The organism is Acetobacter tropicalis (genome assembly GCF_001580915.1).
Classification (GTDB): domain Bacteria; phylum Pseudomonadota; class Alphaproteobacteria; order Acetobacterales; family Acetobacteraceae; genus Acetobacter; species Acetobacter tropicalis.
Window position 1 is genome coordinate 49,832 of sequence record NZ_LHZQ01000220.1, and the last position, 13,636, is coordinate 63,467.

General features: G+C 59.1%; 9 protein-coding genes. 4 read left to right on the forward strand and 5 right to left on the reverse strand.

Annotated features, from left to right (window positions below; genetic code table 11):
• Positions 1-15: 15 nt before the first annotated feature.
• Together AD944_RS13775 and cobT are read left to right on the forward strand one after the other, a co-directional pair.
• Entirely contained in the window at positions 16-1,023 is a 1,008-nt protein-coding gene (locus AD944_RS13775; protein WP_006557648.1) for an AAA family ATPase, read from the forward strand.
• A 25-nt stretch (positions 1,024-1,048) separates the two neighbouring features.
• A complete protein-coding gene (cobT, locus tag AD944_RS13780) occupies positions 1,049-2,989 on the forward strand; it encodes a cobaltochelatase subunit CobT (RefSeq protein ID WP_006557649.1) in 1,941 nt (646 codons plus the stop codon).
• Here the strand turns inward: cobT and AD944_RS13785 are convergent.
• Together AD944_RS13785 and AD944_RS13790 are read right to left on the reverse strand one after the other, a co-directional pair.
• The gene (locus AD944_RS13785) at positions 2,978-4,447 is read right to left on the reverse strand and encodes a pyridoxal phosphate-dependent decarboxylase family protein (protein ID WP_045541900.1); all 1,470 of its coding nucleotides are present in this window, start codon (positions 4,445-4,447) and stop codon (positions 2,978-2,980) included. The genes cobT and AD944_RS13785 overlap by 12 nt on opposite strands.
• 3 nt (positions 4,448-4,450) lie before the next feature.
• A complete protein-coding gene (locus tag AD944_RS13790; protein WP_045541899.1) occupies positions 4,451-5,443 on the reverse strand; it encodes a bile acid:sodium symporter family protein in 993 nt (330 codons plus the stop codon).
• Between the two features lie 125 nt (positions 5,444-5,568).
• Between AD944_RS13790 and AD944_RS13795 the strand changes: the two genes are divergently transcribed.
• Complete coding sequence (locus tag AD944_RS13795; protein WP_082741180.1) at positions 5,569-6,504, forward strand: hypothetical protein; 936 nt, start codon at positions 5,569-5,571, stop codon at positions 6,502-6,504.
• A 267-nt stretch (positions 6,505-6,771) separates the two neighbouring features.
• On the opposite strand, the gene AD944_RS13800 is transcribed toward AD944_RS13795, so the two are convergent.
• The 3 genes from AD944_RS13800 to AD944_RS13810 form a co-directional block, all read right to left on the reverse strand.
• A complete protein-coding gene (locus tag AD944_RS13800; protein ID WP_236709169.1) occupies positions 6,772-7,215 on the reverse strand; it encodes a hypothetical protein in 444 nt (147 codons plus the stop codon).
• A gap of 270 nt (positions 7,216-7,485) precedes the next feature.
• On the reverse strand, positions 7,486-10,968 hold the full coding sequence (mfd, locus tag AD944_RS13805; RefSeq protein WP_045541898.1) for a transcription-repair coupling factor: 3,483 nt from the start codon (positions 10,966-10,968) through the stop codon (positions 7,486-7,488).
• Entirely contained in the window at positions 10,965-11,288 is a 324-nt protein-coding gene (locus AD944_RS13810; RefSeq protein WP_035381754.1) for an FAD assembly factor SdhE, read from the reverse strand. Before AD944_RS13810 ends, mfd begins: the two co-directional genes overlap by 4 nt.
• 68 nt (positions 11,289-11,356) lie before the next feature.
• Here AD944_RS13810 and recG point away from each other — a divergent pair, with 68 nt between their 5' ends.
• A complete protein-coding gene (gene recG, locus AD944_RS13815; RefSeq protein WP_045541985.1) occupies positions 11,357-13,498 on the forward strand; it encodes an ATP-dependent DNA helicase RecG in 2,142 nt (713 codons plus the stop codon).
• Positions 13,499-13,636 lie beyond the last annotated feature (138 nt).

The window sequence follows — 13,636 nt, forward strand, 5'->3', positions numbered from 1 at the left end:
TCAGACGGATAAAGAATGACTGCTTCTGCAAGCCCGGCTTCCACGGGTGACCTCCCCCCGATTTCCGCCCTTTCAGCGCCGGATCGCGAAGTCTCGGTCCGCGAAGTGTTCGGCCTTGATTCTGACTTCACGGTCCCTGCCTTCTCCCTCCGCACCGAGCATGTGCCAGAAATTGATCCGGCCTATCTGTTCGATCACGATACCACCCTGTCCATTCTGGCCGGGTTTGCCTTCAATCGGCGCGTTATGGTGCAGGGCTTTCACGGAACAGGTAAATCCTCCCACATTGAACAGATTGCGGCCCGGCTGAACTGGCCGTGCATCCGCATCAATCTGGACAGCCATGTCTCCCGTATTGATCTGGTGGGGAAAGACGCCATTGTGGTGCGTGATGGCCAGCAGGTGACCGAATTTCAGGAAGGTCTGCTGCCATGGTGCCTGCAACACCCCTGCGCACTGGTGTTTGATGAATATGATGCCGGACGCCCGGATGTGATGTTCGTGATCCAGCGCGTGCTGGAAGTGGAAGGGCAACTCACCCTCCTTGATCAGAACCGTGTCATCAAGCCGCATCCATGGTTCCGTCTGTTCGCCACAGCCAACACCATCGGTTTGGGCGATACCACGGGCCTGTATCATGGCACCCAGCAGATCAATCAGGGCCAGATGGACCGCTGGAACATTGTCACATCACTGAATTACCTGCCGCATACGCAGGAAGTCGGTATTGTGCTGTCCCGCCTGGGCATTGACCCGAATGACAAAGCAGCCCGCGGTACCATTGAAAACATGGTGGCCCTTGCCAACCTGACACGTGCAGGATTCATGGCGGGCGATCTTTCCACGGTCATGTCTCCCCGTTCGGTCATTGCGTGGGCTGAAAACGAACGGATTTTCAAGGACACAGCTTTTGCGTTCCGCGTCACGTTCCTCAACAAATGTGACGAAGCCGAGCGCAACATGGTGGCGGAATATTACCAACGCTGCTTCAACACGAGTCCTCTGCCTAAAAAGGGCTTCTGAAGTTTGAAGGGAGAGCGGTTTTTCAATGGCTGACAGCAGGAGAGGAGCACAGGCTCCACCGCCGGGCCATAACCGGAATCAGGGAGCGTCAGACTCGGAAAACCGGATTGACGCCTTCAAGCAGGCCACAGCCGCTACCCTGCGTGCACTGGGCGGCCAACGCGATACGGATGTCTCGTTTCATACGGGCAATATGCCGGTCGCGCCCCTCAGTGTGGGGGGGAGTGTGCGCCTTCAGCAGCCCTCCCGCCATCTGCGGGAAGATGAAATTTCGCGTATTCGCGGTGCTGCTGATGCACAGGCGCTAAGGCTGAAACATCACGATGCCGATCTGCACAAATCGCGCACGCCTGACGATAGCATGGCGCGGGATGTGTACGATGCGCTGGAACAGGCGCGTATTGAAACCGTAGGCGCACGGCACATGAAAGGGGTCGCCGCCAATCTGCGGGAGCGGCTGGAACAGGACTGCCGTGAAGGCGGCCTTGAACGTATGACTGACCCCAGTCAGCTTTCTCCCGCTGTAGCGCTGGAGCTTCTGGCGCGCGAATATCTGACGGGCGAACCTGCCCCGGTGGCAGCGCAGGGTATCCTGCATAAATGGCGGGAAACCCTTCCCCCAAAGGCTTTGCAGGCCCTTTCCAAGCTCAGTGAAAATCAGGATGATCAGGCTGCTTACGCCCGCACATCCCGCCAGCTTCTGGCTGCCTGCGCCCTGACGGAGGAAGACACATCTTCTGACGAACTGGAAGAAGATCCCGACGGTTCGGACTCTGCCGATAGTCAGGATGAGAATGACGCATCTCCGCCTGAATCAGAAGAAAACGCACCGCCAGCCGAACCAGAATCGACCGAGGCCGCTCCACAGCCTCAACTGATGGCCGGAAGTGGTGAAGCCTCACCAGACATGCTGGAAGAGGAAACCGAGGGCAGCGGAGCAGAAGGAACGGGCGATGCCGCAGGGCCGGGCAACCGCCCGGAAACCCCGCCAGGCGAAACCGCCAAGACCTACCACGCTTACACCACAGCATTTGACGAAGAAATTCGCGCCGAAGATCTGTGTGATCCAGAAGAACTCAACCGTCTCCGCCACCAACTGGACCTGCAACTGGCCACCTTGCATGGCGTAGTCTCGCGTCTGGCCAACAAACTGCAACGCCGTCTGATGGCGCAGCAAACACGGTCCTGGGAATTTGATATGGAAGAGGGTCTGCTTGATGCTGGCCGCCTCTCCCGTGTGGTGGTTAACCCCCTGCTCTCTCTCTCCTACAAGCAGGAACGCGACACGGAATTCCGGGATACCGTTGTCACGCTGCTGGTGGACAACTCCGGTTCCATGCGGGGCCGCCCTATTTCCGTGGCAGCTTCCTGCGGGGATATTCTTGCCCGTACGCTGGAACGCTGCGGGGTAAAGGTGGAAATTCTCGGCTTCACCACGCGCGCGTGGAAAGGGGGCCAGAGCCGTGAAAAATGGCTACAGGATGGAAAGCCGCCAGAGCCCGGCCGCCTGAATGATCTGCGTCACATCATTTACAAAGCGGCCGATATGCCGTGGCGCCGCGCCCGCACTAATCTTGGGCTCATGCTGCGCGAAGGCCTGCTGAAAGAAAATATTGATGGCGAAGCCCTACTGTGGGCATGGAAGCGCCTGAAAAACCGGCCGGAATCCCGCAAGATTCTGATGGTAATTTCAGATGGCGCTCCGGTAGATGACAGCACGCTTTCCGTTAATCCGGGCTCCTATCTTGAAGATCACCTGCGTGAGGTGATCCATATGATTGAAGACCGCAGCCCCGTGGAACTGACAGCAATCGGCATCGGGCATGATGTGGGGCGCTATTATCAGCGCGCCGTCACCATTACCGATGCGGAAGAACTCGGGGGCACCATGTTGCAGGCACTCTCCGGTCTGTTTGATGAAAAAAGTGCCCAGCGTGGCCGCCGGAAGGCGCGGTCACGCAGGTAAGGTTTCGGCGCTCGCCCGGTGCAGGGTTTTCCCTGTCCGGGTTTCGGCCAGATCAAGCAGGGCATTCAGCAGAATATCGGCGTCCTGCTCCGTGGTGCGGTGATTGACAATAGCCGCACGAATGGCCCGCTTCCCATGCAGCGTGGTGGTGGAAGGTGCTGCAATTCCACTTTCATGCAGATCCTTCACCAGTTCGCCATTCAGCGTATCCAGATCCTCGTTCTCCACCACCACACGGAAACAAACGATATTCAGGGTAACTGGAGCCAGCAGTTCCAGAGATGGCGTGTCGTCAATCCGGGCTGCCAGATAACGTGCGACAGCACAGGACCGGGTCACCACCTCCCCCAGCCCATCGGTGCCAAATCCGGCCAGAGTGAACCAGACCTTGAGCGCCCTGAAGCCACGAGACAGATCCGGCCCCAGATCACAGAACCACGGCGCACCGGCCGCCAGTCCTCGGTCTTCCCTCGCCAGATAAGCTAAGGACTGGGCAAAAGCTGCGGCCTGCTTCCCTTCTTCACGCACAATAATGCATCCGGCATCGTATGGCGTCTGCGCCCATTTATGGAAATCCAGCGCTATGCTGTTGGCCTGCTCCATCCCGGCAAGTGCTGGAGCATATTCAGCCGAAAGCCGCGCTAAAGCGCCAAAAGCGCCATCCACGTGGAACCAGAGCCCCTCATCCCGCGCAAAAGCCGCCAGATCAGCCAATGGATCAATGGAACCCGTATCGACTGTTCCCGCAGTTCCCACCACCAGAAAGGGCTCAAACCCGGCTGCCCTGTCCTCCGCGATCATGGAGCGCAATGCGTCCATATCCATACGAAATGCCGCATCCATCGGCACACGCCGCAATGCATCGGTTCCCAGCCCTGCCAGATCAAAAGCGCGGGCAATACATCCATGGGCTGTTTGCCCGGCATATCCCACCAGCCTGCGGCTTTGTATCCCCTCAGCCCGCATTTTCACGCCCGCGGGCACCGCGCGGCTGGCCGTAATCACACCAATGAAATTCGCCATTGAAGATCCGGTAACCAGTACGCCGGTCGCTGTTTCCGGAAAACCGAGCATGCTGGCTGTCCAGCGAATGACCATCCGTTCCACTTCAACCGGAGCATGATCACGTCCGCCAAGATTGGCGTTAAGCCCAGCGGCTAGGATCTCAGCCAACATGCCCTGAGGGGTGCCACCGCCATGCACCCACCCCATAAAACGCGGATGCCGGTTACCAACCGCATAGGGCAGAACCTGCTGGGCAAACTGATGGTAAAGCTGCTCAACCGGAGCGCCTGACTGTGGCAAAGGCGCATCATGAAATCCCTGCCTGACACTTTCGGGCATAGGTTGCCACACTGGCCCTGCAGCCACGGTCTTCACGTTATCCAGCATGTCATCCAGCATGCGGTGGCCCAGAGCACGCAGGTCTTCCCAGTTTTCCGGATCAAGCCCAGCCATGGTTCATTCTCCTACTTCGGCTGGTGTCAGGAGCGCTTTTTCTGCCTCGTGCTTCTTCATCATGACCGCAAATTTACGTGCCAGCACAGCACAGACAAACAACTGGATCTGATGATAGATCATGAGCGGCAACACAACGAGCCCGACCGAAGCTGGCGGAAAGAGCACATTGGCCATAGGCACCCCTGAGGCCAACGTTTTCTTGGACCCGCAGAACACCACGGCAATCTCGTCCCGCAAAGGCATACCCACCATCCGGCTGCCAAAAGCCGTGATGACCAGCACACACACCAACAACAGAAAGTCCACCACGGCAATCAGACCGAGTTCGCTCAGCGGCAGACGGTGCCACAGCCCTTGAATCACGGCATCACTGAACGCTGTGTAAACCACGATCAGGATTGATCCGCGATCCGTCATGGATAGCAACTTCTTGTTGCGGTGCGCCCATGCGCCAATCCACGGCTGAAGAATCTGCCCCAGCACAAACGGAAGCAGAAGCTGGAAGACAATATCCATCACGCCACCGGACTGCCCACCATGGCGCGCCAGCACCAACCCGACCAGAAACGGCGTAATGAAAATGCCAAAAACATTGGATGCCGTCGCCGCACACACAGCAGCGGGCACGTTCCCCCCGCCGATGGATGTGAACGCAATGGAAGATTGAACGGTGGACGGCAGACAGCACAGGAACAGAACGCCCAGCCATACCTCATTCTGCAACAGGCCGGGAAAAACGGCATGCAACGCCAAACCCAGCAGCGGAAACAGCACAAACGTGCAGCACAGGATCATCAGATGCAGACGCCACGCGGTCAGCCCTTCCACCACGGCCTTACGAGAGAGGCGCGCGCCTTGCAGGAAAAACATCATGGCAATGACAATAATGGCCAGCCACCGAAAAACCGGTACGGCCGCGCCATGGCAGGGAACAAACGTGGCCAGCAGCACAGTGCCGATCAGGCTGAGAAGAAACGGATCTAATCCAAACATGCCGCGTACCGTCTTTCCTGTTTTTTCCGGGACGTATGGTCCGTAACCCAAGGCACAGCCAACCCGCACTATTTTTTCACATCAAGATTGCGTCTGCCGTCTGCTTACGCCACCTTTACGCACAAATGAAAGCACACACCATTCCCCCTCTGGCCTCTCTCATGCTCGTGAGTGCGGGTCTGACCTACCTTGCAACCTCACCCGTGCGGGCGCTGGCGGCACCACCCGGAAGCTGCGCTGTTATAAACCATGGTGCGGTTCAGGCGTCCGCCCACGGCGTGACGTATCAAAACACCACCGTACGCACGCCGGATGGCAGCACCACGCTTACCGTCAAGCAGATGCATTACACCGCCCCGGAGGGGGATGACGATTCCATACAAAATCAGGCGGATGCGGCATCGCTCCTGCTGGTTTCCGCCATGACGGGCCACCACAACGCTGCCTGCTCTGACTGGCTGCAACAGCAGGGCCAGAGCGTGGCCAAAGGGCTGAAAGCTGGAGGCACCTATGATCTGGCATGGAGTAGTGCTGCAATCAGCCGCGGCACCGCGCATGTCGGTATCGGGTCGGCTCACCTTAAACTGGAAGGCAGCACCACAGCCCACACAAGTGCGGCCACCCTGGGCCTAACCGGACTGTCCTTCCGGAATGTCGCTAATCAGGACCTTCTCCCCACCACCGCCCATGCTGCGTTCTCTCTTCCTGCATCGGAACTCCCCGCGCTTATGGCGGCTATCGGCGGCAAGGCAGAGCAAGCCCCGGCGGTGCATGTCACCATCTCCAGTTTTGACGCGCAACGCGACACCGTGCAGTTGAAGGGAAATGGCACGGCAACCCTTACCGGTAACGTCAACGCGACCTCAGCATCCGGTCATCTGGAAATAACGGAACTGGAATCCCTGATCGAAAAGGCGCGTGCAGCCCAGCAGATGAAACTCGCAGCCGGTCTCGTTCTGGCCCGTCTGGTCAGCCATACGCAAAACGGCGCGAATGTCTGGAATACCAGTTGGGAAGGCGGCGTTCTGACTGTGAACGGCTTCCCTCTTCCATTAAAATAACGAGAAGCGTCGCACTCTCCTGAGCACGCTCCACCATCGTCTGAAGCGAGAGCGTATCGAAGAAGCCGGGTAAAAAATCAGCAGATGTTGGCTGGCGAGGGATTTGTGGGGCCAAACAGGCAACTGTGGCGGCCCGATGATGGGCCTTCACGACGGCGTTCAACCGCAATCGTCGTTGCCCACGGCAAGACCAACGTACCATTCTTTTTCAAAACAGCGTCTTAAGCTGCTTTTACAAGAATACGGTGGCAGCCACCTTATGCTCCCCTACCACCCAATCGGCCCCATGCCTGGGTCCCAGTTCCCCCATGCGGGGTTCCAGGCTCCCCATGCGCCCCAGTTCCATTGGGCATCATCATACATCTGAGCCGTCATTTCCTGCTCATCTGCTAACGCCTGTGCCTGCACATATTGCTGGTAACGGCTATAGGCCGCCTCATCCCCCACATACAGGCAATCACACACCAGCGGGTCTGAATACACGTAGAACACGTGATCATTCTTCACGCGCCTTACAAAATGATGCGCGGGCAAACGGTTCAGCATGGCCTGCCGTTCGGGCGTATCTGCCGGTTTCTGAAAGAAACCCGCCGCGGCCAGATGGTCTTCCTTCCCTTCAATCTGTTGGGACGCCGTTTCACAAGATGGAAGCATCATCAGCAGCCCAAAAGACAGAACAGCCAGAAATCCGATAGGCGGGCGATGCATCATCCTGTTTCCTTTTCCTTTGGCAGACCAGAAAGGATCTGACAAAGCTGCCCCCCCCTTTCCCCACATCTAAAGACGGAAATGAGCCCCTGTGATGCAGGCAGGAAGGCAGCATGGTCGTCTGGCGGCCTCTTTATGCCTAACAGCCCCCTGCTTTTGTGCCAGAAAACTCTTTTTTAAAGATGGTTTGAAGCAATCAACACGTCAGCCCCATCAAGCCATCCAGCAGCTTCTCCTGTTTCCCCGCCCAAACCTTGCCGGAGCAGAGAGGACTCAAGCCCTCTCTGCTACAGGTGCTCTCTCCACCAGCTTGACCAGATCACGCAATACCCGGCGGGCCAGATCAATACGCTGCACATTGGTTAATTCGCGCACCACCGCCAGTTTGTGGTCAGGCCGTAATCTGACAGCACCGTCTTTCCAGCGGCCCATCCATTGCACCAACCCAGCGGGGTTCTTGAAGCTATTCTGACGGAACTGAAGCACCATTCCTTTTGGCCCAGCTTCCAGACGCTCAATGCCCGCAGCCCGACACAATCTTTTAAGATCAACAATATCCAGAAGGTTTTTCACCTCTGGCGGCACTGCGCCAAAGCGATCCACCAGTTCGGCTTCCATGGCTTCCAGCTCCGCATCGGAAGCAAGCCCGCTGATACGCCGGTACAGTCCCAGCCGCACCGGCAGGTCCGGCACATAATCAACGGGGATAAGTACAGGCAATCCGACAATGATGTTGGGGGTCCAGTCCCTGTCCTCGGCACGTCGACGGCTGGCGTCCGCACGCAGATCAGCCACGGCGTCTTCCAGCATCTGCTGGTACAGTTCAATGCCAACTTCGCGCACATGGCCAGACTGCTGATCTCCCAGCAGGTTACCCGCCCCGCGCAGATCAAGATCATGAGACGCCAGCGTAAAGCCAGCGCCAAGCGTATCCAGAGTCTGCATGACTTCCAGCCGCTTTTCGGCTGAGGCCGAGAGAACGTGGGTTTGCGGCCATGTCAGGTAGGCGTAACCACGTTGCTTTCCACGGCCAACGCGCCCGCGTAGCTGATACAACTGCCCCAGCCCGAACATGTCAGCCCGATGGATGATCAGCGTGTTCACGGCAGGCATATCCAACCCGCTTTCCACAATATTGGTGGAGAGCAGGATGTCATATTTCCCGTCAGAAAACTCGGTCATAACCCGTTCAAGTTCTGTGGGAGTAAGCCTGCCGTGAGCCTGGATCAGCTTGGCGTCCGGCACAATGGCTGTCAGCCTTTCCGCCAGCCGGTCCAGATCTTCAATACGCGGGGCCACACAGAAAATCTGCCCACCCCGGAAGCGTTCACGCTGAATGGCCTCCCGAATCACAACGCTGTCAAACGGCATGATGAATGTCCGTACTGCTAGCCGGTCCGTCGGCGGCGTGGCAATCAGGCTCATCTCCCGCACACCGGAGAGAGAAAGCTGCAACGTTCTGGGCAACGGCGTTGCAGAAAGCGTGAGCACATGCACATCATCGCGCAGCGCTTTCAGTTTTTCCTTATGCGCCACACCAAAATGCTGCTCTTCATCAATAATCAGCAGTTCAAGGGCCGCGAACTGGACCGTCTTGGCCAGCAACGCGTGCGTGCCGATCACCACATTGATAGACCCATCAGCCAGCCCTTTGCGCACGGCTGTGGCATCCTTGCCCGTTACCATGCGGGAAAGCTGGGCTACCTTGATGGGGAAGCCCTCAAACCGGGCAGCAAAAGTGCGGTAGTGCTGGCGCGCCAGCAAAGTAGTCGGCACCACCACGGCCACCTGCCCGCCAGACATGGCGGCAACAAACGCAGCCCGCAGCGCCACTTCCGTCTTGCCGAAGCCTACATCCCCGCACACAAGCCGATCCATCGGGCGGCCTGAACCCATATCCTCAAGCACATCAGCGATGGCGCGGGCCTGATCATCCGTTTCCACAAACGGGAAGCGGGCACAGAATTCATCCCACAAGCCCTCCGCCGGGGCCAGCACTGGTGCTTCCTTCAGCGCACGGGCCGCAGCCGTCTTGATCAGGTCGGACGCCATATCGCGGATGCGCTGTTTCATCCGGGCCTTACGGCCCTGCCACGCAACACCGCCCAGCTTATCCAGCGGCACCCCGGCCTGATCCGAGCCAAAGCGGCTCAGCAATTCAATGTTTTCAACCGGCAGGTAAAGCTTTTCATTCCCGTCATACAACAGGCGAAGGCAGTCATGCGGCGCCACGCCAACACTGACGGTTTCCAGCCCATCATACCGGCCAATGCCGTAATCCTGATGCACCACTAGATCGCCCGCCGTAATTTCTCCGGCCTCGGCAATCAGTTCATCGGCACGGCGGCGGCGGCGTGGTGGGCGGCCAATACGCTCCCCAAGCAGATCCTGCTCAGAAACAAACGCCATGTCCTCCGCAACAAAGCCGCGTTCCAGACCCAGCGTCAGCAAGCCAACAGAACCGGGCTTGGCCTTTTTCGCCTGCTCCCAGTTTTCATAGCTCTGGGTCACCACCCCATGTTCGCGCAGCAGGGTGCCAATGCGCTCGCGTGAGCCCTTGCTCCACGCCGTCACATACGCGCGGCGATTGACCTGCACCCAATCCCGCACCTGCTCGCCCAGCAGAGTGAAAACCTTTTCACGCTCGGCATTGGGCACGATCTTGGCGAACATCTTGCCGGGGCGTCCGCCCACATCCATACCGCGGGCCCCATCGGGCTTGGCATAGGGGCTAAACGCCACAACCGGCAGACGGCTGAGGATGGCATTCCATCCTTTGGAATCCAGATACAGAAGATGCGGCGGCAGAGCCCGATATGGCGTTTCTCCCTCCCGCGGCGGCTGACGACGCGCCTGATAGTGATCGTCAATCATTTCCAGCCGGGTTTTGAGCACCTCTTCCGCCTGATAATCGAGCGAGACCGACACGCCGGGCAGATAGTCAAATACCGTTTCCATCTCGGTATGAAAAAGCGGCAACCAGTGTTCCAGCCCCGGATACCGGCGGCCGTCGCTTACATGTTCATAAAGCGGGTCCGCTGCAGCGGCAGGCCCAAACACGTCCCGCCAGCCCGTGCGGAAACGGGAGATACTTTCGGGATCAAGCGAAAACTCGGAAACGGGCCGCAGGGTCAGTTCCTGCAGGCGCGATGTAGACCGCTGGCTACCCGGATCAAAGGCCCGGATATTTTCAACTTCATCACCGAACAGATCCAGTCGCACAGGTTCTGCTGCCCCGGCGGGATAAAGATCAAAAATCCCCCCACGGCTGGCAAATTCACCGGCTTCCATCACCGTATCTGTACGGGTGTAGCCATTGGCCACCAGAAGTTCGATCAGAAATTCCTGATCAAGGCTTTCTCCCTGCCGAATGGTCAGGGACTGGCCTTTAAACGTGCTGCGGGGGGCCACGCGCTGCACAACCGCAGCCACCGTTGTCAGAATCAGGCGCGGCTTGCCATTGGCTGGCTCCAGAAGCCGGGTGAGAGTCGCCACACGTTCGGCCACAATGGTCGGGTTGGGAGAAACCCGATCATACGGCAGGCAATCCCAGGCGGGAAAGCGAAGTGTCTCAACATCAGCCCCCATATAGGCCAGCAGATCAGCCAACCGTGCGGTAGAGGCATCATCCCGGGCAATATGCAGCACCGGTCCCTTGTGCTCACGTGCTCTGCGCGCCAGCAGGAAGGCATCATACCCCTCCGCAACCCCCCATATGGAGGCTATGCGGTCCTCGACACTCGCTTCTGCCGTCATTCCGTCTTCCCGGCTCCTTTGGCGCGGCTGGCTTCCACCATCCGGCGTAACATGGGGGTGGCTTTTTCCTCGGGCAATGGCAGGCGGCCAAACAGCCAGTCTGTCAGTTCCGGGTCCGGCATCTGCATGATGGCTTCCATATCCGCCAGATCAGCCTCGCTCATGGTCGCCACGTTGGCCTCCACAAACCCGCCGATCAGAATATCGGTCTCAAATGTACCACGATGATTGGCGCGGAACACCAGCCTGCGGCGGCGGGCGGCAAGCGGATCATCCTCGGATACGGCGGAAGCGGGGGCACTACTAAAATTGTCTTGCATGGCGTTACTGTCCTATAGCCTTGGCATTCCTGTCTGTCAGCCGCCAAACAGAGGCTTATGCATCTTCGGTGTCCAGTCCCTTTTCCATCACATCCTCTCCGGTTACGGAGCAGACGGATCTTTCTCCCCTTTCCGCAGTGCTGGCCCCACTTGACAGCCTGCCCGGCGTCAGCGCCGCGCGTGCAAAGCTGCTCAGCCGCATAGCGGGCGGCTCCCGCGTGCTGGACCTGCTGTTCTGCCTGCCGGAAAGTGTAACAGACCGCCGCGCCCGCCCGCCGCTTGCGCAACTCAGCCCTGACAGCATTGCGACAGTCGCAGGCACGGTTCTGGATATCCGGGCCCCTGCCCCCCGCACGCGCCAGCCGTGGCGTGTCACCATTGAAGATTCGACCGGACGCCTCGAACTGGCTTTTTTCTCCCCGTGGCAGGCCAAGCAGGTCGTGGTTGGCGAATCTATTGTGGCCTCTGGCAAGGTCGAGCGGTTTCATGACAGGCTGACCATGACCAGCCCGGACTATCTGCTCCCCGCCCGCTCGGCAGACCGCATTCCACGTCTGGACCCGGTCTGGCCCCTTACCGCCGGACTGTTCACCGGGCAGGTAAGACAGGCCATGACCGCCGCACTGGAGCGCCTGCCTGCCACCCTGCCTGAATGGCACGCGCCTTCCATTCTCAAGCGCAGACGCTGGCCTGATTTTGTCACCGCCCTGACCTGGATGCAGTTTCCTGACCGTATTCCCGGCAGCGAATCAGGCGAGGAATGGCGGAGCGAACAAACCCGAGCCCAGGCGCGGCTGGCCGGTGACGAACTGCTGGCAGATCAGCTTGCCACCCGCATTGCCCAACGTGCCTCCCGCAGTCGGCCCGGCCGTTCATTGAGCGGGGATGGCCACCTGCAACAACAGGCACTTGCCACGTTTGGCCATACGCCCACGCCCGGCCAGAAAAAAGCCCTGTATGAAATTGAAGCCGACATGGCCGCTCCTTACCGGATGAGCCGCCTGTTGCAGGGCGATGTCGGCGCGGGCAAGACGTTGGTTGCCCTGCTGGCCATGCTACGGGCAACAGAAGCTGGCGCACAGGCGGCCATCATGGCCCCTACGGAAATTCTGGCCCGCCAGCACGCCCTGACATTTGAACGCCTCTCCCCCGTGCCGGTGGTCTATCTCTCCAGCTCCGTAAAGGGAAAAGCCCGCAAGCAGGTGCTTCAGGCCATTGCGGATGGCTCTGCTCCTCTGGTGGTGGGAACACACGCACTGGTTCAGGAAACCGTGCAGTTTGCAGACCTCGGCCTCGCCGTAATTGATGAGCAGCACCGCTTTGGGGTGGAGCAACGTCTGGCGCTGGTTGAAAAAGGCCATAACGCGGACATGCTGGTCATGACCGCCACACCGATCCCACGCACCCTTTTGCTTACCCGCTTTGGGGACATGCAGATCAGCAAACTGGAAGGCAAACCAGCAGGGCGCAAACCGGTGCGCACATCCCTGCACAGCATTGGCACAATGGACGACGTGCTCGCCGGCCTTGACCGTGCCCTTGCCAAAGGCGCGCAGATCTTCTGGGTCTGCCCTCTGGTGTCTGAAAGCGAAGCACTGGACATCGCGGCCGCTGAAGCCCGCCATGCAGACCTGACAGAACGATTCGGCCCCATAGCCGGACTGGCCCATGGGCGGCAGGACGCCGCAGTGCGGGAAGAAGCGCTTCAATCCTTTGCGCAAGGCAAAACCCGCATGCTGGTGGCAACCACGGTGATTGAAGTGGGGGTGGATGTGCCAACCGCCACTATCATGGTGATTGAACATGCAGAACGCTTCGGCCTTGCGCAGTTGCACCAGCTACGCGGCCGCGTCGGGCGAGGCGCAAAGGACTCGTTCTGCCTCATGCTGCATGATGACGGGCTGGGCCACACAGCCCGTCGCCGCCTCACCTGCCTGCGCGAAACCGAAGATGGCTTTCTGATTGCCGATGAAGATTTCCGCCTTCGTGGCGGCGGAGACGTAACGGGCCGCAGGCAGTCCGGTCTTCCGGATTATCGTATGGCCTCGGAGATCCTCGTGGATATGCTGCTGGATGCCGCGCACGAGGAAGCGGAACAGATCCTGCCCGACACGGCCCCAGATCAGAATGCGCCATTGCCCCCGGCAGCGCAGGTATTGCTGGCTCTGTTCAACAAGACCGATGCCGCCCGTATCTTTGCTGGCGGCTAGATGTTTCGTTCCGAAGTTTGAGAACGCACTGCCTTTTCACGGGAGCAGAAGGATGCGCCATGCGCCAGCTTCACCACAGGAGCCGGAGCGCCCACGCGAACACATTCCTACCCAGCCCTCCGTCCAGTCGCCATTTGA

Coding starts and splice junctions, on each gene's coding strand:
- AD944_RS13775 (WP_006557648.1), top strand. CDS start 16: ATGACTGCTTCTGCAAGCCCGGCTTCCACGGGTGACCTCCCCCCGATT.
- cobT (WP_006557649.1), top strand. CDS start 1,049: ATGGCTGACAGCAGGAGAGGAGCACAGGCTCCACCGCCGGGCCATAAC.
- AD944_RS13785 (WP_045541900.1), bottom strand. CDS start 4,447: ATGGCTGGGCTTGATCCGGAAAACTGGGAAGACCTGCGTGCTCTGGGC.
- AD944_RS13790 (WP_045541899.1), bottom strand. CDS start 5,443: ATGTTTGGATTAGATCCGTTTCTTCTCAGCCTGATCGGCACTGTGCTG.
- AD944_RS13795 (WP_082741180.1), top strand. CDS start 5,569: ATGAAAGCACACACCATTCCCCCTCTGGCCTCTCTCATGCTCGTGAGT.
- AD944_RS13800 (WP_236709169.1), bottom strand. CDS start 7,215: ATGATGCATCGCCCGCCTATCGGATTTCTGGCTGTTCTGTCTTTTGGG.
- mfd (WP_045541898.1), bottom strand. CDS start 10,968: ATGACGGCAGAAGCGAGTGTCGAGGACCGCATAGCCTCCATATGGGGG.
- AD944_RS13810 (WP_035381754.1), bottom strand. CDS start 11,288: ATGCAAGACAATTTTAGTAGTGCCCCCGCTTCCGCCGTATCCGAGGAT.